21 protein-coding genes are annotated in these 20,291 nt (G+C 38.4%); 11 read left to right on the top strand and 10 right to left on the bottom strand.

Annotated features, from left to right (window positions below):
* Nucleotides 1-95 precede the first annotated feature (95 nt).
* Genes G4D82_RS10230 through G4D82_RS10210 form a run of 5 tightly spaced genes read left to right on the top strand, consistent with a single transcriptional unit; the run spans nt 96 to nt 4,330 of the window.
* Nucleotides 96-488 (top strand): cupin domain-containing protein, encoded by a 393-nt coding sequence (locus tag G4D82_RS10230; RefSeq protein WP_166337185.1) that lies wholly within the window; start codon nt 96-98, stop codon nt 486-488.
* Nucleotides 489-496: 8 nt separating this feature from the next.
* Entirely contained in the window at nt 497-1,546 is a 1,050-nt protein-coding gene (locus G4D82_RS10225) for an NAD(P)H-dependent flavin oxidoreductase (RefSeq protein ID WP_166337184.1), read from the top strand.
* A gap of 23 nt (nt 1,547-1,569) precedes the next feature.
* Entirely contained in the window at nt 1,570-2,169 is a 600-nt protein-coding gene (locus G4D82_RS10220; RefSeq protein ID WP_166337183.1) for an FMN-binding negative transcriptional regulator, read from the top strand.
* Nucleotides 2,170-2,193: 24 nt separating this feature from the next.
* Nucleotides 2,194-2,856, top strand: a complete 663-nt coding sequence (locus G4D82_RS10215) for a cyclase family protein (protein ID WP_166337182.1) — start codon at nt 2,194-2,196, stop codon at nt 2,854-2,856.
* A gap of 52 nt (nt 2,857-2,908) precedes the next feature.
* Nucleotides 2,909-4,330, top strand: a complete 1,422-nt coding sequence (locus tag G4D82_RS10210; protein WP_166337181.1) for a pyridoxal phosphate-dependent decarboxylase family protein — start codon at nt 2,909-2,911, stop codon at nt 4,328-4,330.
* A 44-nt stretch (nt 4,331-4,374) separates the two neighbouring features.
* Here G4D82_RS10210 and G4D82_RS10205 read toward each other — a convergent pair whose 3' ends face one another.
* Together G4D82_RS10205 and G4D82_RS10200 are read right to left on the bottom strand one after the other, a co-directional pair.
* Nucleotides 4,375-5,274, bottom strand: a complete 900-nt coding sequence (locus G4D82_RS10205) for a hypothetical protein (RefSeq protein WP_166337180.1) — start codon at nt 5,272-5,274, stop codon at nt 4,375-4,377.
* A 39-nt stretch (nt 5,275-5,313) separates the two neighbouring features.
* Nucleotides 5,314-5,739, bottom strand: coding sequence for a DoxX family protein (locus G4D82_RS10200; protein ID WP_166337179.1), 426 nt, complete (start codon nt 5,737-5,739; stop codon nt 5,314-5,316).
* Between the two features lie 325 nt (nt 5,740-6,064).
* Here G4D82_RS10200 and G4D82_RS10195 point away from each other — a divergent pair, with 325 nt between their 5' ends.
* From G4D82_RS10195 to G4D82_RS10180, 4 genes are all read left to right on the top strand, one after another.
* Entirely contained in the window at nt 6,065-6,640 is a 576-nt protein-coding gene (locus G4D82_RS10195) for a Crp/Fnr family transcriptional regulator (RefSeq protein WP_166337178.1), read from the top strand.
* 72 nt (nt 6,641-6,712) lie between these two features.
* A complete protein-coding gene (locus G4D82_RS10190; RefSeq protein WP_166337177.1) occupies nt 6,713-7,336 on the top strand; it encodes a hypothetical protein in 624 nt (207 codons plus the stop codon).
* Nucleotides 7,337-7,544: 208 nt separating this feature from the next.
* Nucleotides 7,545-8,150: an outer membrane beta-barrel protein gene (locus G4D82_RS10185; RefSeq protein WP_166337176.1), complete on the top strand. Its 606-nt coding sequence runs from the start codon at nt 7,545-7,547 to the stop codon at nt 8,148-8,150.
* 108 nt (nt 8,151-8,258) lie between these two features.
* Nucleotides 8,259-9,122: a T9SS-dependent choice-of-anchor J family protein gene (locus G4D82_RS10180; protein ID WP_166337175.1), complete on the top strand. Its 864-nt coding sequence runs from the start codon at nt 8,259-8,261 to the stop codon at nt 9,120-9,122.
* Nucleotides 9,123-9,356: 234 nt separating this feature from the next.
* On the opposite strand, the gene G4D82_RS10175 is transcribed toward G4D82_RS10180, so the two are convergent.
* Nucleotides 9,357-10,118 carry a hypothetical protein gene (locus tag G4D82_RS10175; RefSeq protein WP_166337174.1) on the bottom strand — a complete coding sequence of 254 codons (762 nt, stop codon included), beginning with the start codon at nt 10,116-10,118 and terminating at the stop codon, nt 9,357-9,359.
* A 261-nt stretch (nt 10,119-10,379) separates the two neighbouring features.
* Here G4D82_RS10175 and G4D82_RS10170 point away from each other — a divergent pair, with 261 nt between their 5' ends.
* Nucleotides 10,380-10,697 carry a rhodanese-like domain-containing protein gene (locus tag G4D82_RS10170; RefSeq protein ID WP_166337173.1) on the top strand — a complete coding sequence of 106 codons (318 nt, stop codon included), beginning with the start codon at nt 10,380-10,382 and terminating at the stop codon, nt 10,695-10,697.
* 149 nt (nt 10,698-10,846) lie between these two features.
* On the top strand, nt 10,847-11,677 hold the full coding sequence (locus G4D82_RS10165; protein ID WP_166337172.1) for a methyltransferase domain-containing protein: 831 nt from the start codon (nt 10,847-10,849) through the stop codon (nt 11,675-11,677).
* 37 nt (nt 11,678-11,714) lie between these two features.
* Here G4D82_RS10165 and G4D82_RS10160 read toward each other — a convergent pair whose 3' ends face one another.
* The 7 genes from G4D82_RS10160 to G4D82_RS10130 form a co-directional block, all read right to left on the bottom strand.
* Nucleotides 11,715-12,473: a DUF3108 domain-containing protein gene (locus G4D82_RS10160; RefSeq protein ID WP_166337171.1), complete on the bottom strand. Its 759-nt coding sequence runs from the start codon at nt 12,471-12,473 to the stop codon at nt 11,715-11,717.
* Nucleotides 12,474-12,571: 98 nt separating this feature from the next.
* Nucleotides 12,572-13,537 carry a carboxypeptidase-like regulatory domain-containing protein gene (locus G4D82_RS10155; RefSeq protein ID WP_166337170.1) on the bottom strand — a complete coding sequence of 322 codons (966 nt, stop codon included), beginning with the start codon at nt 13,535-13,537 and terminating at the stop codon, nt 12,572-12,574.
* A 73-nt stretch (nt 13,538-13,610) separates the two neighbouring features.
* Nucleotides 13,611-14,258 carry a DUF4395 domain-containing protein gene (locus tag G4D82_RS10150; RefSeq protein WP_166337169.1) on the bottom strand — a complete coding sequence of 216 codons (648 nt, stop codon included), beginning with the start codon at nt 14,256-14,258 and terminating at the stop codon, nt 13,611-13,613.
* A 53-nt stretch (nt 14,259-14,311) separates the two neighbouring features.
* Nucleotides 14,312-15,514, bottom strand: coding sequence for a hypothetical protein (locus G4D82_RS10145; protein ID WP_166337168.1), 1,203 nt, complete (start codon nt 15,512-15,514; stop codon nt 14,312-14,314).
* A 31-nt stretch (nt 15,515-15,545) separates the two neighbouring features.
* The gene (locus G4D82_RS10140) at nt 15,546-16,769 is read right to left on the bottom strand and encodes a T9SS type A sorting domain-containing protein (RefSeq protein WP_166337167.1); all 1,224 of its coding nucleotides are present in this window, start codon (nt 16,767-16,769) and stop codon (nt 15,546-15,548) included.
* A gap of 42 nt (nt 16,770-16,811) precedes the next feature.
* A complete protein-coding gene (locus tag G4D82_RS10135) occupies nt 16,812-19,436 on the bottom strand; it encodes a T9SS type B sorting domain-containing protein (RefSeq protein WP_166337166.1) in 2,625 nt (874 codons plus the stop codon).
* A gap of 55 nt (nt 19,437-19,491) precedes the next feature.
* Nucleotides 19,492-20,043 (bottom strand): hypothetical protein, encoded by a 552-nt coding sequence (locus G4D82_RS10130; protein WP_166337165.1) that lies wholly within the window; start codon nt 20,041-20,043, stop codon nt 19,492-19,494.
* Nucleotides 20,044-20,291: the final 248 nt, after the last annotated feature.

Below are 20,291 nucleotides of genomic sequence, written 5' to 3'. Positions count from 1 at the left end.
TCCATTTTTATATGCAAAAAGTAGTTATTACTTTCATAGGCTTAGTCCTTTTTTCAGTACATCATACGCATTCACAAAACTTATCAAAAGATAAATTGGGGTCGATACACAATGAAAATGTGGTTTGGAAATCATTCCCAGCTTTTCCCAGCAATGTTAAACTGGCTACTCTAGTTGGTGAACCCAATAAAAACGAACCCTTTATCGTCAGAGTAAAAGTTCCCGAAGGTGAAATAATTATGCCTCATAAACATCCTGAAGATCGCATATATACCGTTATTTCGGGTGTTTTCTACATCGGAATTGGAGAAAACTACGACGAATCTCAACTCAATGCTTATCCGCCAGGAACAGTACTTACATTGCCAGGAGGAACACCGCACTTCCATTGCGCTAAATCCGGAGAATACATCACACAAGTATACGCGATTGGTCCTTTAGGACTCAGCTATATTAATATCGAAGATGATCCAAGAAAAAATAAATAAGATCTGCCATGAACAAAAATAAAGTTAGAGAAATGCTTTCTATTAAATACCCACTTTTTCAAGGGCCTTTTGGTGGTGGTTATTCTACTCCTTCATTAGTGTCGAAGGTTTCAAATTTGGGTGGTTTGGGTGGTTATGGCGCCTATCAATTGACTCCTGAAAGAATCAAAGCAGTTATTCAAGAAATTAAACAACTTACCAACAAGCCTTTTAATATTAACCTTTGGGTAAATGATGCCGATGCTGACAACGAAATTTCAGACGAACTCTACAGCTTAATCGTTGCTAATTATAAAGAGTATTTTGATTTACTAAATGTCCCGATTCCTGACAAACCCAAACCGGTCGCTAAACAATTCGAAAAACAAGTAGAAATGGTTCTAAGTCAAGAAGTGCCGGTTTTTAGTTTTGTCTTCGGGATACCAAATCCGACCATCTTAAGAGAGTTTAAAAGAAGAGGTATCAAAACCATTGGCGCGGCCACCACACTAGAAGAAGGATTGCTTTTGGAGGAAACTGATGTGGATTTAATTGTGGCTTCAGGATTTGAAGCTGGTGGGCATAGACCATCATTCTTATTGCCAGTGGAAGAATCTTACCGGGGAACTTTTGTCTTGGTACAACAACTGGCTAAACGCATTTCTAAACCCATAATTGCTGCTGGTGGAATTACAAACGGTTCTGCCGCCTCAGCTGCTCTCACTCTTGGGGCCTCAGGTGTTCAGGTAGGAACGGCATTCTTGGCTTGTGAAGAATCTGGAATCACTGAGGATTATCGGAATGTTTTATTTTCTCAAAGAGCAAACAATACCATTCTAACAAAAGATTTTACCGGAAGAATTGGCAGAGGAATTCCGGGAATCCTAACAGAACAAGTAAAACTAGATAGAACATTGCCCTTCCCTATCCATTCACAATTCATTGCTCCACTTCGCAAAGCGGCACTCGAACAAGGGAAATTAGACTTAATTCCGTTTTGGGCAGGACAAAATGTATCAGAAATTGAATTTAGAAAAGCAGCAATGGTATTTAATGATATCGTCAAAGGATTAATATAAAACCAGCAAATACATTCTTGAATATGTACCTTCCTGAGCACTTCAATTTTGAAAACAAATCAGAAATAATTTCGTTTCTCAAAGAATATAGTTTTGCGACTATTATCAGCGTGAAAGACAATTTCCCATCAGCAACGCATTTGCCTTTTGTAATTAGGGAAGAAAATAACGCCTTGTATCTAATTTCACACTTTGCTAAGGCAAATGAGCAATGGAAAGAAATTACTTCAAACAAAACACTAGTCATTTTTAACGAACCAAACGCTTACATTTCACCCAAAAATTACGATTCAATCAAAAATGTGCCTACCTGGAATTATGTTTCGGTACACATCTATGGACAAGGCGAAATCATAACTTCTGAAGAAGAAACCATTGAAATTTTAAAAGATACTATTGGCACTTATGAAAGCGATTATCTTAGCCAATGGGATAAACTCCCTGAGGCCTTCAAAAGCAACTTAATTCGAGGCATCGTGGCTTTTAAAATTAAAGTGACTGATATTCAGGCTAAGAAAAAGGCCAGTCAAAATCGCACTGAAACGGAAAGGAAAAGAATTGTTGAAAATCTTTCGAAATCGCCCGTTGAAACAGAACGAAAAATGGCAACTTATATCAAGTAACTTCGATCTGCCAAAAAAATAAAAATGAAAACACGCTTGATCGATTTAAGCCATACTATAGAAGACGGATTGATTACCTATAAAGGCCTGCCGGCTCCAATTATATGTGATTATCTGACCCGGAAGGATTCAAAAAAAATATACCAAAGTCCTGATGAATTCCATATCGCCAAAATTGAAATGGTTGGTAACACCGGAACTTATATGGATTGTCCTTTGCATCGATATGAAACAGGTAAAGATTTCACGGAATTTCAACTAGAAAGCTTTTTTGATTTGGAGGCCATCTTGATAAGTGTTCCTCATAAACAAACCTTAAGCATTGGTCTAGAACACTTCGAGAATCTTGAGTTAAAAAACAAAGCAGTGCTGATTCACACCGGTTGGGATAAATATTGGAATACCGATAAATACTTTACAAATCATCCATACATTACCGCCGAAGCAGCTGAATATCTGAAAAAGCAAAGCGTAAAACTTGTCGGAATTGATTCCCACAATATTGACAATACAAATTTCAATTTGCGGCCAGTGCATAGTACGCTTCTGAGGGCCAATATATTAATTGTTGAGCATCTTTGTAATCTGCAAAAATTAAGCAATACACATTTTACCTTTACGGCCATTCCGCCCAAAATTAAAGGAACAGGAACCTTTCCGGTAAGAGCAATCGGGAAAATGTTATGAGAAACAAGTATTTGAAAATAAATCCACTGATCACATCGTTACCCACTAAAAAATGAATCCAAAAATTAAAGAAGAGGCGCTGAAAATGGATCGTCTTCTAGAAAGTATTAAAATTCAAGCAATTGATTATCTAAACAATATTGCTTCCAGACCAACTTCTGCAGAGACCAACTTTAAAATAGAAACAAGTTTGTCTCAACAAGGATTGGGTGCGAGTGAAACCCTAACCGAATTTAACAAAAGGTTTGAACCTGTAATGGTCGCCAGTTCTGGCCCGCGTTTTTGGGGTTTGGCTGTTGGAGGCACTACACCGGCTGCGATTATGGGCGATTGGCTGGCCACAATTTATGATCAGATTAGTTATTCGGTAGGCGGTCATGGAGACAACTCCGCATTAATAGAACTTGAAACGATTGAGTTATTTATGGATTTGTTGAATTTGCCCAAAAACTATTGGGGCGGTTTTGTAACTGGAGCCACCATGTCGAACTTTACATCTTTGGCAGTTGCCAGGCAATGGGTTGGAAAAAAGTTAAGTCAAGATATTGCAAAGAATGGTATTACGGAAAAGATTACCGTATTGGCATCCGCTCCACATTCATCAATTTTCAAGTCGTTATCTCTTATTGGTTTGGGAAGCAATAATATCACCATAATAAAAACCGAGCAAGGCAACAGAGAATCTATAGATCTGGTTGCCTTGGAAAGTGAAATTCAAAATTTGAAGGGCCAACCCTTTATCCTAATATCTAGCGCTGGTACTGTGAACACAGTTGATTTTGACGATTTGGAAACAATAGCAAAACTGAAAGACAAATATGATTTCTGGTGGCATATTGACGCTGCTTTTGGCGGATTTGCTGCTTGCTCAGATCAGTACAAACACCTTTTAAACGGTTGGGAAAATGCGGATAGTATTACTGTAGATTGTCACAAATGGTTGAATGTGCCCTACGAAAGTGCTGTTTTTTTTATTAAAGAAGAGCATAAACTCTTGCAGGTTGAATCATTTCAAAATTCAAATGCGCCTTACTTAGGAAATCCGAATGAAGAATTGAATTTTATGAATCTACTGCCAGAAAACTCCAGAAGGCTCAAAGCGCTTCCTTCTTGGTTTTCATTAAAAGCCTATGGCAAAGAGGGCTACAAAGAAATTGTGGAAAATAATATTCGAATAGCGCATCAACTGGGGGAATTTATCGCTTCAAATCCATACCTGAAATTATTGGCTCCGGTTCGCTTGAATACGGTTTGCTTTAGTTTGGCAAATGAAAATGACACCCAAAGTTTTCTATACTTGTTAAACAATACAAGGCAAGTATATATGACTCCAACAGTTTACAAAGGCGAAAAGGGCATTAGAGCTGCAATTGTCAATTGGCGTACTTCGGATAAAGATGTCGAAATGGTGATGAATCTAATGCAAAATATATTTCGCGAGAATCCGGATTTATGCCAAGTGATTGACTTGTAATTGGTATTAGTGTTTGTATTCTGATTTGACAATATTCTATAGTTTTATTGCATCACTCTTTTGAAAAATGACTCTTTAAAATGAATGAACAATTGACCTGAAATCATTTTGTCAAAATTGTTATAACTTAATCCAAGGAAACCTTTAATAGGGTAAGCATGATTTGTAAAGTTACTCCGAACTCCAATCTCAAAGTTTTGACTGATTTGTCCTGAATTGATTTCTCCTTCAACATAAAATAGATACTCTTTAAAACTGTAAATTAGTGCTTGATTGAACTCACTTCTACTAAAATTATAGACAGAAATACTGCTATAATTCTTCAGATGATATTCTACGGCACCAATCACGTTATGCTTTTCCAATTGAAACCCCAACGCTAAATTCTTATTACTAAATTTTAATTGGTAACCCAACAGAGAATGATCATAAGATAGACTTGTAGTCAACGAGGAAAAATGCTTAAGTTCACGGAAATATTTTAAGGTTGGCTTGGCACCAGGAATCTTTGATTGGGTGCTATACTCGGTTTGACTTTCTGGTGTTAGCGGATTGGGTCTTAATTCTGAAAAAGCGGTTCCAACATAACCCAATTGAAGTCTATTCAAAGCATCAACTTGATAAACGAATTCGAAAGAACCATTCGATTTTATAGGTTCACTAGTTTCGAATTTCATTAGAGCAAATGACCGAATCTTTATCTGATTATTAAATTTCTTACTCAATAGTGCTCCGAGCCTTAGCGTACTGCTATTAAAAGCATAGGCAGAATCTGTCTTGACGAATTCTTTTCCATAGAGTCCAAAATAGAGTCGATCTAGACTTACTTCACCAATATCTAAATCATTTGCTTGGCTGAATCCGGAAATATATAGCAGCAATATTATATATCGTTTTATAAAAGAAGTCATGAAAAAACAGACTCGAACAAATAAATTTTTCATCTATTTGTTCAAGTCCAAGGAGGTATAAAAGTTAACGAATTATTTCTGGGACATTCTGTAATCCAAAGAATACTTTCCTGCGCCCATATATATAAAGCCTAAAAAGAGTATCCCGTCTTCAATAGCGTGAGAAGCAGTGTCAAAGGAGTCACCATTAGTCAAGTGAAATAGAGTTGCCATCAACATCGTTAAAAGCAAAGCAGCTGCGCTAATTCTTGTGAATAAGCCCAAGGCCAGAAATATGCCGCCCAAAAACTCAGCGATGGCACATAAAAATCCCCAGAAAGCAGGCATAAAATCGATAGCTACAATTTTCATTGTTCCGCCTAAAAATGTCCATGTTTCGATGCCTCCCGTTAGTTTCGGAAAGCCATGAATGATAAAAGTAATGCCTATAAGAATTCTAATAATCAATAAGCCTTCGTGCAATTGACCGCTGTCTTCACTAATTGTTTTTTGATTCATAATTGATTTATTTAAAAGTTATGCCGCAAATTTCACTTTCATATTTTGGATTAAGCATGCACATATTGCATAAAAAATTGGATTATTTCACATTCATTGACCGTTTGATTTTTACATCATCTAGTTGCAATTGTCCAATACTGAATTGCTCATGATTGCTTATGTTTGCAACAAGTTTTACTTGGATGTTTCTGAATAATCCTATTGAAGCGATACTATATTTTCTTATCATTATGAATAACTTTATATATTAAAAACCTGCAATCCTTTTCTGAAGCGCTATTGGCTTTAGGGGCAATAGTTACAGTCATAACATCACAAAACAATGCAAAACCTATTATTCGATTTCATCTCAAAATATATTTCCTTAACCGAAGAGGAAAAGAGCACACTACTTTCATTAAATCTTTTTCATTCCGTTAAAAAAGGGACAATTCTTCTCAAAGAAGGACAAAAATCCAATGAAAGCTATTTTGTTTTGAAAGGTTGTATTCGCAGCTATTACAATATTGATGGTGAAGAAAAAACTACTGCTTTCTATACAGAAATGGAAGCTTTAGTACCGCCTTCCGTACTCAGTAAGACGCCGTCGCCTTATTATGTATCTTGCATAGAAGACTGTATCTTAACCATTTCAAATACCGATATGGAAGAGGAAATCAATCGTAAATTTCCAAAATTTGAAACCATGTGCAGAATGATGTCTGAGGAATTACTCGCTAAAGAACGAATAGATTTTGACGCGTTTAAAACCTCTTCCCCTGAACAACGGTATTTGAATTTATTGCAAGTCAGACCTGACCTAATTCAAAGGGTTCCGCAGCACCAGTTAGCCAGTTATTTGGGTATCAAACCACAATCTTTAAGCAGATTAAGAGCCAGAATTTTGCAGAAAAATTAAGCAGAAGCGTCTTTTCTTAACTTAAGTTAACGAGATGAAACCGCTTGCCAATCTAGTTTTGCAATAAAAAACATGCAAAAAAAGATTTTATGGTTTGCCTTAATTTTTGCTATGGCAAACACATCACAGGTTCAAGCGCAATACACCAAACAAGACAGTGTTTATAAAAAGTATTTTGTAGGCAGCACCTTGTTTATGTTAGCGAATTTAGTTCCTGACAACAATCCGCCGGGTATGGTATATCTCACCTTTGGTTACCGCTTGACCAGAAAAGACGTGATTTCACTTGAACTAAAGACTTGGAAATATGGCTGGCCTATCGGTATTCCTTACGGAAAATCATTCGAAGCTGAAGGAGAAGGATTTCCAGGGCACATTCGCGAATATGGGTTTTCGCTTGCTTATTACAGGTTTTTATGGAAAGGCCTTTTTGCCCAAGTGGATGTGATGCCTGCTTGGCAAAAATTCGTCAATGAAGACGGAAAGAAAATCGGCCATGGCTTTCAAATTTTCAACACGTATTCCGTAGGTTATCATATTAAACTTTTCAAGGATAGGTTTTTTATACAACCTTCGATAGCCATCACGCACCGTCCTTATCAATCATCAATGCCAGATGCTTTCCAAGAAGTTGACGAGCGATGGCCAAAAGTTTTTTACGGACAGCCGGGATTGCATTTTGGGTATAATTTCTAATCACTGCACTGATTTGTTGCAACTACTAGGTAGAAATCACCGGCCGTTTACAAATCATTCCGTTCGACATTTCACAGGTTTACGCGATCAGAAAATGAATCAAAACTGAATACCGCATAGCAGACAAACTGGACACTTCTATACAGAAACAAGTGCCCTTTATTTTAAATAATTCACACATCAGCCATCATTTATCAATCATCAAATCATGAAAAAAACAATCTTACTTGCTTTATTAACTTTCATTACGGGTAACGTATTTGCCCAAGAAAAAAATGATTTAATTCCTGAAAAAAAACTCAGTTTAATAATAAAACCCAAACTGGGATTTTCAGAATTACAAATAGACAACTATAATAATTTCAATGGATATATATCAGCATTTGAAATTATGCTATCGTCAAAACTCTCCAATAAATTCAATCTAGAATATGGCTTAGGCTTATCCGAATTTAAGGCAACCAATTTCTATGAGAATCAATTAGTCAATATCAAAAACAACTATTATTATCTGCCTGTAAACCTGATGTATAATAAAAATGTTAATGCAAATTCTTCCTTGATCATAGGGTTTGGGTTCTATGGTAGTTACTTAGCCAAAACTGATCTTGGTGGGAAATTCAAAGGAAATAATGTTGGAGTAAATTTTGGCTGTAACCTGCAAGCAGGGGTAAACTTGCAATTATCTGATGCAATGGGTTTTAGGATCATGTTTGAAGGGCTAACCGATTTAAGTAAAATTGAAAAAAATCTTTATGAACTTAAACATACTAACACTAATCTATTATCGCTCAGCTTCATACATAAACTATAAAACAAAAACCGTTGGACGTAATATCAAGTTGGTTTTTGGTTAATTGTTTATTCAGAATAAAGTTTTTAGAACTATTTCGATCCAGCGGTTTAAATTAAAGAAAAGAACATGAAAAATATAATCTTACCACTCCTCATCTTAACCTCCGTAGCTATTAATGGTCAAATCCTCAGTGAGAACTTTGACAATATAAATCTATTACAGTCTCAAGGCTGGACAACTGTAAATGCCAGTGAACCCATTGGAACTGGATCTTGGTTTGCGGGCCAGACCCCTTATTTCGTTGCTTATAACGGAGCGAATACCTCTTACATTGCAGTAGATTTTCGATCAACAGGAAGTATCGGAACAATAAGTAATTGGTTAATTACACCTACAGTCACTCTAAAGAATGGCGACATCATTAGTTTTTATTCAAGAGACCATCATGATGATTTTGCCGATCGATTGGAACTTCGTTTAAGTCAGAATGGTGCAAATTCTGTACTTCCTTCCGCTTCAAGTAGTGCACTTGGTGATTTTACTACACTGGCACTAACCATTAATCCAAATTTATTAGCCACAGGATATCCAACAGTATGGACAAATTACACTTATACAATAACCGGCCTTTCACAACCAACCGATTGCAGAATAGCCTTCAGATATTATGTCACTAATGGCGGAGCAAATGCACCTAATAGTGATTACATCGGCATTGATGCTTTAAGGGTTACTAGTGCCTTGGGTGTTGTCGATTTCAATGAGTCTGATATTAGTTTGACACCGAACCCTGCTTCACACACTTTAAGTATACATGCAAAAGAAACTTTGAAGGAAGCTTGTGTTTATAATATGTTAGGGAAAAAAGTCTCCACTTCTCCCATTACTAATAATTCACTTAACATATCACATCTTACACAGGGAATGTATATAATTGAGATTAGAACTGAAGATGATAAAACCGTTGTGAAGAAATTTATAAAAGAGTAAAGAAAAATATAGCTAAATATTAATTCATTTTAGCATAAAGAAAAGTTTCTAGTTATTAAAAATTAGATTAAGAAAGCAAAGAAACAATTGGTTGATATTCAATAGAGTGGTAGGAAAGTCAATCTTTATTTATCTCGATATTCGATAGAACTAAGAGCTGCGAATTTCTATAGATTGCAGCAAGATTAAGTATCGGTTTAGAAGTTATTTAAAAGGATTTCGCAGCAATCACAATCAGTGTTTTTTGGGTTCCCGATGGTTCACTTGAATCGATTCGTGTTCTAAAATGAACTTTCCGTTGCGGTATTTGAATTGTCCTTTTCTAATCGTGTCGATATCCCGATCATGAGAATAACTGTAATTGTTACCGTAATAGTACTTCAAAAAACCTTTCTCGTATTTCACGTAAGGCGGCCTTTCGTTTTCGAGTGCCACGCCATTTTGTTGGCAAAAGCTGAAATTGTCTTCGCCGCGATAGTGAATTTTGTTTTCGATCAAAGTGTCTGAAAGAGTAAACCACCGAGCCGATTGACACGAAACTGTTAGCACCGAGGCTGGCCTAGCACTGTATTGATCTATAATTAGGTATTGGTTCCTGTGCAATTTCACAATCGTGTCAATCTGTTTGAAACTTGCTTTTTGAACCGTTTCATTTTTGCTATTCAGATGATGAATCCATGAAAACCACTCCGAATTACAATAACCGCCACAGCTTTCTACTTCAATACTAAAGATTTTGAATCTGCCATCGGGTGCGTAATGCACTTCTGAGTTCACAAAACCAACTTGATACTGGGCTTCATTTTTCCACAGACTGTCGAGTTGGGCTTCGGTTGAGGTGGAATCTTCTTCGTAGTTGCGAATGAGCTTGTATTTATATTGCTGGATGACTGCCGAATCTATGGCGCTCAACTTATATTGGTTTTTAGTAATGATTTTCCTCGAACAACCCATCGCCGTGAGCCAAATCAAGACAAACAGTATCAATTGCTTCATTGCAGTTTTTTTAATAGGCTTCCGGTTCAACGCAAGTTACATAAATTGATTTTATCTGAAATAAAGAAATAGCTTTCAGCTTTTATTGCCTTGTGTGATAAAAGTTACCTAACAAGAGAAATCAATGGGTAATATTTGTATTATAGAAATCAGAGCGAAGGATATCCATGATGGCCACTTCAAGGCTAGTCAGAATTGATCTTCCCAAAGCGTGAGTTTCTGCATAATTTTTCAAGTATAACGCAACTCTTAAATACAAAAATGGGATTTTTTAGCAGTATTTTCGGAAACAAAAGCAATAATGAAGATTTGGCCCAAAAAGTAAGTCAGGGCGCTTTCTTGGTAGATGTGCGCTCTGGTGCAGAGTTCGCTTCGGGGCACGTAAAAGGCTCGGTGAACATTCCGCTGGACCAACTTACTCGAAACTTGGCCAAGTTAAAAGGCAAAGAACATATTGTGGTTTTTTGTAGAAGCGGCAACCGCAGCGCACAAGCCAAAATGATTTTAAATCAAAACGGATTCAACAATATTACCAATGGCGGCACTTGGCAGAATATCGCAGCATTGGTTCAACAATAGTTTAGTTTTAGTGATTGGAAAATTTGGGCGTCAATTCTTTGCCGTCTGAATTTTGGACAGCGCAGATTCATCTCAGTGATTTGCGCTGTTTTTTTTTACTGACAAACCCACATATTTTTATATTTACATTTTAAAAAAACACCGCCACTATGAACGATTTAAAATGCTGCATTGTTACTTGCGACAAACCGCTAGACCAAGCCTACTGGGACAATCAATACATCGCTCATTCCACCGGTTGGGATTTGGGACAAGTGGCACCTCCGATTCAATCATACATTAATCAATATCCTAATAAAGAAGCTCGAGTATTGATTCCGGGTTGTGGCAATACTTATGAAGCCGAATATCTTTTAGCGCAAGGTTTTCAAAACATAACCGTGATTGATATTGCGCCGAGTTTGGTTCAAACCTTAAAGGAAAAGTTTCAGGATAATCCAAATATTTCGGTTGTTTTAGGTGATTTTTTCGAACACCAAGGCCAATACGATTTGATTATCGAGCAAACTTTTTTCTGTGCTTTACCGCCACAAATGCGCGAGCGATACGTCTGGAAAATGCACCAACTTTTAGCCGAAAACGGAAAACTTGCCGGCTTGCTATTCAACCGTGAATTTGAAGCTGGGCCGCCATTCGGAGGCAATCAGGAAAGTTATAAGCTACTCTTTCAAAAAGCTTTTGTATTGAATGTAATGGAAGTTTCACACGATTCTGTTGCCGCCAGAGCCGATGCCGAGTTGCGATTTGAGTTCCAGAAGAACCCGGAACTTCAAGTCAATTTATACACTTTTGAAGGCATCACCTGTCAAGGTTGCAGCAGTACTGTAACAAGCAAATTTCAAGAAATTCAGGGTGTCGAAAATGTAAGCATGAGTTCTGATTTTGCTACTGTTTTGATTGTGAGCAGCCCTGAGATTGCGCTAGAGGTTTTACAGCAAATCGTTTCTTATGATGCGAAATACAAAATTGTAAAAATCTAATAAAACCACCACAGCCATTTTGTTTTCCTGAACCGAACTAGTTTTGATGGGCTATTAATTTGAGTTTGTAGCGGTAGAAAGCACCAAAATTGTCTTCTTCTTTCAACACTTCGCGAGATTGCTTTGAAATCCAGAACCTTTGATAACCGGTGGGTTTTTCTACTTTGTAGTTCAAAATCCAGCAATCAATTGGGTTTCCGGCTAGGGTGATTTTTTCACTGCCAATGACTTCATAGGTTTCTTGCTTTGGAATGGCATGTCCGGGTTCGTAGAAGTTAATTTTAAACACTCTATTTTCTTTGAAAGGCAGCAAAGGAAACAAGACCAAGTCCGAATGCCAGTTCAAAAAATCTGAAGTCAAAGCCGCATTAAAACTGGTGATTAACCCTGATTTGATTTCCTCTTTAATCGGGCCATCAAACCGAGTTTCTGCTTTTGCAAAATCATAATGTTCTGTATAGCCTTTTCTTTTCCACCAACTGCTGTGCGACAGGGTTTTTAGCTGTTTGCTATCGAATCGGGTAGTCGCTTGATGAATGATGGTGTCAGCTTCCCAAGTTTGGTTCACCAGAATGTAATCTTGATTGTTGCTGCTTTGTTTTTGAGTGGCAATTTTAACCAAGGTTGCATTTTGCATCGGTTGATCTTGACCTTTGGTGTTGTAAACTAGATAAGCACTGTTTCCGAAGTTAAGGTTTTTGAGGATTAAATCAGAAGCGTTAATGGTAAGGGTATCTTTTGTTTGAGCGTTTACAGCTATCGCAACTATTAAAAGCAAATGAGTAATTATTTTCATAAGGTGGATTGAGATGAATATTTAAAGTTGGTATTTAGTCTGATGTCGGATATTTTTAAAACACTGTTTTTAATTCTCCAAGATAATGAGGAACTGGCTCATTTCATGTTGTAATCCAAAGGCAACAAATCGGCAATACGCTTATTGCTAATTTCACCTAAAAAGGAAATGCTTTTGAAAGTGCTGTAATTTCCATAGGAGTCAAGTTTGAACACATTGCTCAGGAAAATGACCTCTGAATCTGGTTTTCCTGGATATTCCAAAGTAAACGATTGATAGAAATTCTCTTTGCGTTTGAGCCGTTCATTTTTCACCAAAACAATATAATCGTTGCCTCTTTGAATGACGTCGAAGTATTTTTCAGGATCGCAATACCTGCTGCCGTGCAATAATCTAAAATTGCTTTTACCCAAGGTATGTCGGCTCAGGTTTCTGAAAAATTCCATCTGAGAAGCACGGTAAGACATTTTTCTTTTGGCGGCATAAGAAGTGGAATCGTTGGTGAGGTCTTTGAAAAAAGTAGAACCCGAAAACTTCCAACCAATCACCCCGTGGCTTTTCACCGTTGTCCATTCAAAATCGATATAGCATTCATTGATAAGGTATTCCAATTCATAGCCTAGAAAGCTGTTGTGAATTTTTAGTGGCACCTCTGCGCTGGCAACCAACCTTTTTTTCTTGAAGTCATACGTCAGTTCAATCTCGTCTTCGTTGAGGATTTTGCAATATTTTGAAGCAGTGGTCTTGCCTATAAATTCGTCTCGGAAAACCTTCAGCTTATCTTCGCGTTTGAACCGTTTCTTTTTCTGACGTACTGCAATTTCACGCAACTGATTGACTTTAGGAGTCATTTTTACCGTATGGAATTCTGCATCAAATGGATTTTTCAAATTGACCGTTTCATAACCGGTAGCGCTAATGACTAAATTGGCGTAGGTTTTATTATTGGTTTGTATTTGAAACCAGCCTTTTGAATCGGTTGTAGTACTAATAGAAGTCTGGTCAAAATAGGCAAATGCGCCTGAAATGGGTTGTTTTTTCTCGTCATACACTATACCTGCCAATTTTTGAGCATACATAAGGCTGCTCAAGAAATAGAATATTGCTAGACAAAGGCATTTCATAAGAGTTTGTTTTTCAATTCAATAATTCGAATAAATCAGTAGGTGGAACTTTAAAAGAATCATTCATTATCCAGGCAATACCCATGATTACAACTACAAAAGCTATAACAATCAGCCATTGGGTACAGGAAGTTTTCTGAATCTCTAGCTGGGTTTTAGCATTGCAGACTTCGCCCGGACAGTACTGCGCCTTGGTTCCACTCAAAGCCTTGTATATCTTACATCCGATACAAATTCCGAAAGCGGTTTCGAAGAACATCAGAATCAAACAGATCAAACAAACCAGCCCTGTAATGATACTGTATGTGTTCAGGAAAACCATTAGAACAAGCATGCTGGCTGATAAGATTAAGCCGATATACCAAGCAAATTTTTTCTGCGCAGCGCCCACATATTCTGGGTTTTGTTTGCTTACAATGAACCGTCCGATGATGAGTATTGGAGAAAATCTGGGGCTGAGGTATATGCGAATACAGAAATCGATAAAGAAAACGGTCACTACGTATTTGATGGGCACGAAATTGTGTTCGTAGATGATGAACATCAATGACAGAAAAGTAGCTAAAAACATGAGCCCTGCTGCGGCCCTGATTTCTCTTTCGTTGAGCACGGGAATTTCATAACCTGAAATTGCTTCCCCGAATTGGATGGTTTTTCTCATTTTGATTGGTTTTGATTGATGATTGATTTTTTTTGGTTAACGCTTCATGTTTACTATTTGACTCTTATATCAAGCTCGTTGATCATTCTGTATTGTTTGTTTTTGATAATGATTTTATAATTTCCTTTTTCCAGCAATAGAAAAGCGGGGTCTTCTGGGGTGACTATTTCAATCAAGTCTGCTGGAATGCCTTCTTGCTCGTATTCTTTTTTGCGGTAGGCCAGTACCAAAGCAGGATAATCGGTGATTTCATGTCTTGGGATTGGATAAGTTTTTTTAATTCCGTTCATCCACAACCAATCAGGCCGACCTTCAATATATTGCGTAATCGGATGAATTATCCTGCAATCTGTTTGGTCGTTGGTTGCGCTTCCATTAAATGTTTTACCGTTTTGATCTACCAATACAACCGGTTGTTCTGCATGGGCCATTTGAATATAAGGATGGTTGAATTCGACAGATCCTTTTTCAGAGTAAGCCACTTGATCGATAGTAAATGGGTCAATGTGGGTTATTTCTTTTAATCGGCCCGCCATCGCTCTCTCCCAACTTTTATCTCCCGGAGTTCCTTCAATGGCATGATCGTAGCCACAGTGAATTAGGAATTTAGAACCAGGATTTTGCCGAATGATTTTGGCGATGTTGGCTGCTTGTTGCTTTTCTCGTTCTTTTCCGTTCGAGCCATCAGTTGCTTCATAGCCGAATACGGTAAAACCGATCCTGATGGCCAGATGAATCAAGTTGGCCATTTGCGGTTCTTGGGTATAATAGCCGCTTTCTTTAACCACGAATTTTCTTTTGTTGACTAGCGAATCCGAAAGCGCTTCGAGCCCTAAAAAGCGATAGCCATTATCGTATAAACCTTGTAAAATGGAAGCAGTAAAAACCCGATGTCGGCTGTTGTGGTGCGCTTCGTTGATGATGATGATTTTCTCGCTTTTGCAGCGGTTGATTATATAATCTTGCGCGTCATGTGGCTGAAATGAATAAAAGTAAAGACTATCTTCATTAGAAATTTTCCTGATTCGGCTTCCGTTTTTGTCCCAGGTTTGAAGCGCTTTTTTATAGTATTGACTGATGGAATATTCGGTGGCTCCTGATTGGTACCTCCAAGGCAAAGTGTCTTTTTCTATTTTTGATTCAATATCTTGCGCAAACAGAAAAGTCTCATTTGTTGCTTGTGACCAGATTTGAAACGTAATCAGCAGAAAAAGAAATCTATAATATTTGATTGGGTTTGTCTGGTTTGTTGACATTTAAGTTTAATCTTGAAATGGGACGAGTGCATTACTGTTTTATAAATTTACCTGAAACCAAAATCTGTCGATCGTCAATCACCTGAATCCAGTAAACCCCTGCGGGCAGTATGGATACATTAAGGGTTTCATCGTCAATTCTTCGAACTTCAATCTTTTTTCCAATAACATCATAAACAGTCACTTGTTTTGGTTTCCCTTGCATTTTGAGATGAAGTAAATCTTGAGCCGGGTTGGGCATTAGTTGTAAAACACTGGCAGATGCCTTAGGAATTTCTATTGCCAACACATCATCATCGGTATAAATTTCAGTAGAATACAGATAATTTGGACTTTGGTATCCACTAGAGCAAATCAATTTCCAAGTGTTTCCCATTTGTACACTACCGCTGTTTCCGGTGAGCCAAGCCGTTGGTTTTGAAGGAAGTTGGTGCCAAGTATCGGTATCCACATCATAGTAATAGCATTCGTCCGAATGGGTTTCAAAAGTATTGTCAGTACTGCCGCCGGACATGATGATACCATTGCCCCACGGATGCGCGTCGAAGAACGTTCTCGTGTTTCCCGGAAATGGCGTACCCAAAGTCCAGGTAATATTCGCTCGATTGTTCTGATCAATTGTGCCGATGCGCACCGTGTTGAAATAATTGCTTGATTGAAAACCTGTTGCTCCACACATATAAATGAGTTTATTGCCCACCAAGGTCAAAGCGCCCCAACTCAGCGTTTGCGTAGTAGGGAACGAGGTAGCCAACCGCCAAGTGTTGGTTATGGTATTGAAAACCCTAACACGGTTACTGTAGCCGGCAGCCACATAAATTAAGCTGTCTTGGTAAGCAACGGCATCGCTGTCGACAATATTTATCGGAAAATCCCTCGCATCAGACCAAGTGTTTTCATTGATGCTGTATTTGCGAACTTTTCTGATGGCGGAACCCGGTGTAGTCACCAAGCCTCCAATCAAATATAACGTGTCTCTTACTATGGCTGTGGATGCGCCGATAATAGGAGTAGGTGTAGGGGCAAGGTCGGTCCAGATGTCGGAACTGAGTTCGTATTTTTGGTGTCGGGTGGTGATAATACCGTCTTGGTTTCTGCCTGAGGCAATAAACAAATAGCCATCCCCATTTTTGCTGTATGAAGCCGCATTGCCAGCTCTAATGGCCTCGGGAATATCTGCTGCTATCGACCATGTTTGAGCCTTCGAGCTAACCAAGTTGAAGAGTAACACCAATAGTAGTAAATTGTTTTTCATTAGGTTGGTTTTAATGGTTTTGATTTGTATTTTATAAAATCGCTATCGCTTTAAGGCAAAATGGCCTTTATACTGTTTTCCGTTCTCGCGTTCTACGATAAACCAGTAGTCATCGGCAGGCATCGGTTTTCCTTGATAAGTTCCATCCCAAGTATTGGTAGCACTGAGAATTCTTCCGTAGCGATCAAAAATCCTGACGGAGAAATAGGTTTCAGTCTCGGCAAATTTTACTTGCCAGACATCGTTATAACCATCGTCGTTTGGCGTGAAAAATTTAGGATACATCAACAAATAAAGTTCGTCAGTAGTGATGCCGCAGCCATTCTTTTCCCTGACGTAAACCGTGTACTTTCCCGGTAGCAGTCCTTCAAAATAATTGGCATTCTGATAATTGTAACCGTCAATGGAATATTCGTATTCGCCCAAGCTAGCAGTATCCAGCAGAATTTGAATACTGTTTGCGTTAGCGCTCCAATCTTGTATTACGATTTCTTTGATGATGGCTTTATTGGCTGCAATGACCTGGAAATTTTTAGTTCTTGAGCAACGCAGCCTGCTTTGGATTTTGGTTACTTTCACCCAGAAATTTCCTGTTATAGCAATATTGGTAAAGTTGGCCTGACTACCAGTAGACCATAAATAATAGGAGAAGATATCTGGAACCTGAACATTGACATAGTTCTCGAAGTTGCCATCTTCACAGAGCACATAAAAAGGTCTGATGTCAAACTCAGGGCTGGGCTTGACATTCAAATTAAAAGAAGTGGTGACATAGCAAGTCTGTGATGGAAGCGTCGAGAGCCGTGCATAAATGGTCTGCGGGTTAATGGTGTTGGTAAAAGGAGCCGTTATAGGGTTGACATTGTTCTGTGCTTCGGTTAAGGTTAAATGGTAACTTACTTTTACATCATTACTAGATTGACTGCCGAGTATTTCAGGGGTTTTGGTGCTTAAATCGAATTCGACATAACCGTCATTGACTTGACCGTCATCGCATAGTTTGAACTCAGAAACAGGGTTTAAAATCGGGTAGGGATTGAAAAGCACTTTGAAACTCGTTATCGCATAACAATCAAAATTGCTGAATCGATATACTTTGACGTAAATGGTAGTGCCCGGCGCGGTAAAATTTTGAACCGGCGCCAACAAATTTTGGTGTGTGAGCGCATCGTTTTGCGAAGCGAAGAAGGAAACGCCATAGATGCTACCAGATTGGTTCCCTAGAACGCGGCTAGTAAGTTGGCTTAAATCATAACTGGCGGTAGTTGCGCCGCAGAAAATGAGGTCGGAAATAGGATTCGCAATAGGGTTTTCGGGAACTGTGATTTGTTTGCTAATCCTGAAATTAGCGGTAGGCGTAGCAAAATCACCAGTCACAATATAAGTGCCGGCAGCGGTGTATTGATGAAAACCGATGATGCTGTTCGATGTACTCCCGTCGCCAAAATTCCAATTTGCAGAGGTAATACTTTCGTCGCCACCCAACGAGAAACTAGCATTGCCGCCAATACATATATCATCATTGATAATTGTTCGGTTCTTGCAAGTTGAATACTCAATAAACTGAGGCAAACCGATCCAACTCAATCCTGTCAGGGCCACATTGTTTCTTTGAAAACCACAACCCATGCCCGGTATATCCGGATTTTCTATAACATGCAAATAATTCCCAAAACCACGGAAAGCATTGGCGGCATAAATTTTACAGTTAGACGCCAACTGTAGTGCACCAACATCTCGAATATTTGTTGTGTTGATTTGTACTTCAGAAGCACCAATGTTGGCTGCCTGCAAATTGTACTGAAATATTTTGTTTATCGAAGTCGGGGTATTGCCTCCGGTGAGATAAAGAAAGTTTCCCGAAGGTGAGAACTCTGCTCCATAACAATAGCGGCCCAGATTGGCTGCATTGACTACAACCGGGCTTCTGATTAAACCGGTTTGAGTATCAAAATCAAATAGTTCGACGGTGAGATAGGTATTGACACAAACCAATTTGGAACCACTAGGCGAAAACTTTAGATAGCCTTGAACATTGTAGAAATTGAACGGTGGAACCGCCCCAACATAAGAGCCCACATTACTGACTACTGGGCTCATATGAACCCCTGAGCTATCCACTTTAAAAGCTAAGAAGGAATTATTCTCAAAGCCATGGGTCACTACCCAATAAGAATTGTCTGCAAAGTTCTTCACGGCACAAATCTTTTCGCAAGTTGGGCTATAAAGTTGGACGTTTTTAACGGCGTTAACGTCGCCCAACCCGCCATTTAAGGTAATATCGACCTCACTGTAACAGATACCATCAATATCGGCAACTTGCGAAGTCGTAAAGATGTAGTATATCGTATTAGAATTGGGCTTGGGGACAATGATTGCTGACTGTGTGCTTGAGGAATGTCCTTTTAGGTTGTCGCCGTTGGGCATGATATGGTGGTTTTTATCCCAGACTTTTTTCCCGTCCGTATAAAAAAGCAATTGCCCGGAAACATTGCTAATAGTGGCACAACCTTCAATCGTTACCAAGGCACCATCGTTTAAATTCACCGGATTACCACTATTGAAATCTAGCCCCGCGCGGTCGCCAAAATACCAAATATTATTCTCCCGCTGTGCTAACCCATACACAGAAAACAATAACACAGTTATTAGCAAACGGATTTTCATAGCAATCGTTAATATTTAAGAAAGAACTTTTGACAAACAATTTAATTCCTTCGTACTACCGCACTTTCCGGCATTTAAAAGCCATAGTGGTTGGCGCGTTTTCTAGTCCGTCATCAAAGGTTTTGTTCATGGTGATGCTTTCTGGCAAATCGACCACGAGTTTGTCGTTTACCATAGTAACTGTAGCACTAACAGAAGAATCAATGCTCGAATAAATAGCACCTTTTCCAGCAGCATCAGTAACGGTACATTTGATACTCATATACGGCAACAAATGGTCTGTAAATACAGCGTTCTCTGATTTGACTGTGTAAGTTCCGGTTTGGTGCGTGTTGAACACAAAGTCAATACTACAAGCTTTGAAATTGTTGTTGTTGGTGGCAATATTTGATTCAACATCAATGAGCGTGAAAGGCTTGCCGTCAGTATAATTAGACAATACTTGAGCGGAAATCCTTCTCGAGAAATTATAGCTGTTCAAACTCCAACTGTTTTCTGTTGAAGGAGTTGGTGTGGTATTGTTATCGCTGCTACTATCGCTGCTGCAGGAGATGAGCAGAAACATACTAATTATCATTACCGTGGAGTTAATGATGGACTTTTTCATTTTTGTTAGATTAGATTGGTGATTTTTATTATTGCGTTCGAAATAGGAATTGCCTTGTAAGATTAGCCTGTGTTTCTAAACAAAGTTAGACTCAAGTGGTTTTGAATCAAATACCTATAAAAAGGTAAAGTCAGCTACCTGATTACAGGTAAAATACTTATTGATATAGCTCTGCGAATTGATGGCGTAAGACTTATAGTAATGAGTTTCTCAAAGGCAAATCATAGCTCCAATCTCAAGCTATTTTA

Origin of the sequence: Flavobacterium lotistagni (assembly GCF_011392125.1) — a bacterium.
Classification (GTDB): Bacteria; Bacteroidota; Bacteroidia; order Flavobacteriales; family Flavobacteriaceae; genus Flavobacterium; species Flavobacterium lotistagni.
The sequence above is the reverse complement of the archived record's forward strand: the minus strand, read 5'-3'. Positions and strand labels throughout refer to the sequence as shown.

Coding starts and splice junctions, on each gene's coding strand:
- G4D82_RS10150 (WP_166337169.1), bottom strand. CDS start 14,258: ATGAGAAAAACCATCCAATTCGGGGAAGCAATTTCAGGTTATGAAATT.
- G4D82_RS10190 (WP_166337177.1), top strand. CDS start 6,713: ATGCAAAAAAAGATTTTATGGTTTGCCTTAATTTTTGCTATGGCAAAC.
- G4D82_RS10145 (WP_166337168.1), bottom strand. CDS start 15,514: ATGTCAACAAACCAGACAAACCCAATCAAATATTATAGATTTCTTTTT.
- G4D82_RS10210 (WP_166337181.1), top strand. CDS start 2,909: ATGAATCCAAAAATTAAAGAAGAGGCGCTGAAAATGGATCGTCTTCTA.
- G4D82_RS10200 (WP_166337179.1), bottom strand. CDS start 5,739: ATGAATCAAAAAACAATTAGTGAAGACAGCGGTCAATTGCACGAAGGC.
- G4D82_RS10225 (WP_166337184.1), top strand. CDS start 497: ATGAACAAAAATAAAGTTAGAGAAATGCTTTCTATTAAATACCCACTT.
- G4D82_RS10130 (WP_166337165.1), bottom strand. CDS start 20,043: ATGAAAAAGTCCATCATTAACTCCACGGTAATGATAATTAGTATGTTT.
- G4D82_RS10205 (WP_166337180.1), bottom strand. CDS start 5,274: ATGAAAAATTTATTTGTTCGAGTCTGTTTTTTCATGACTTCTTTTATA.
- G4D82_RS10165 (WP_166337172.1), top strand. CDS start 10,847: ATGAACGATTTAAAATGCTGCATTGTTACTTGCGACAAACCGCTAGAC.
- G4D82_RS10220 (WP_166337183.1), top strand. CDS start 1,570: ATGTACCTTCCTGAGCACTTCAATTTTGAAAACAAATCAGAAATAATT.
- G4D82_RS10180 (WP_166337175.1), top strand. CDS start 8,259: ATGAAAAATATAATCTTACCACTCCTCATCTTAACCTCCGTAGCTATT.
- G4D82_RS10185 (WP_166337176.1), top strand. CDS start 7,545: ATGAAAAAAACAATCTTACTTGCTTTATTAACTTTCATTACGGGTAAC.
- G4D82_RS10135 (WP_166337166.1), bottom strand. CDS start 19,436: ATGAAAATCCGTTTGCTAATAACTGTGTTATTGTTTTCTGTGTATGGG.
- G4D82_RS10175 (WP_166337174.1), bottom strand. CDS start 10,118: ATGAAGCAATTGATACTGTTTGTCTTGATTTGGCTCACGGCGATGGGT.
- G4D82_RS10160 (WP_166337171.1), bottom strand. CDS start 12,473: ATGAAAATAATTACTCATTTGCTTTTAATAGTTGCGATAGCTGTAAAC.
- G4D82_RS10215 (WP_166337182.1), top strand. CDS start 2,194: ATGAAAACACGCTTGATCGATTTAAGCCATACTATAGAAGACGGATTG.
- G4D82_RS10195 (WP_166337178.1), top strand. CDS start 6,065: ATGCAAAACCTATTATTCGATTTCATCTCAAAATATATTTCCTTAACC.
- G4D82_RS10140 (WP_166337167.1), bottom strand. CDS start 16,769: ATGAAAAACAATTTACTACTATTGGTGTTACTCTTCAACTTGGTTAGC.
- G4D82_RS10170 (WP_166337173.1), top strand. CDS start 10,380: ATGGGATTTTTTAGCAGTATTTTCGGAAACAAAAGCAATAATGAAGAT.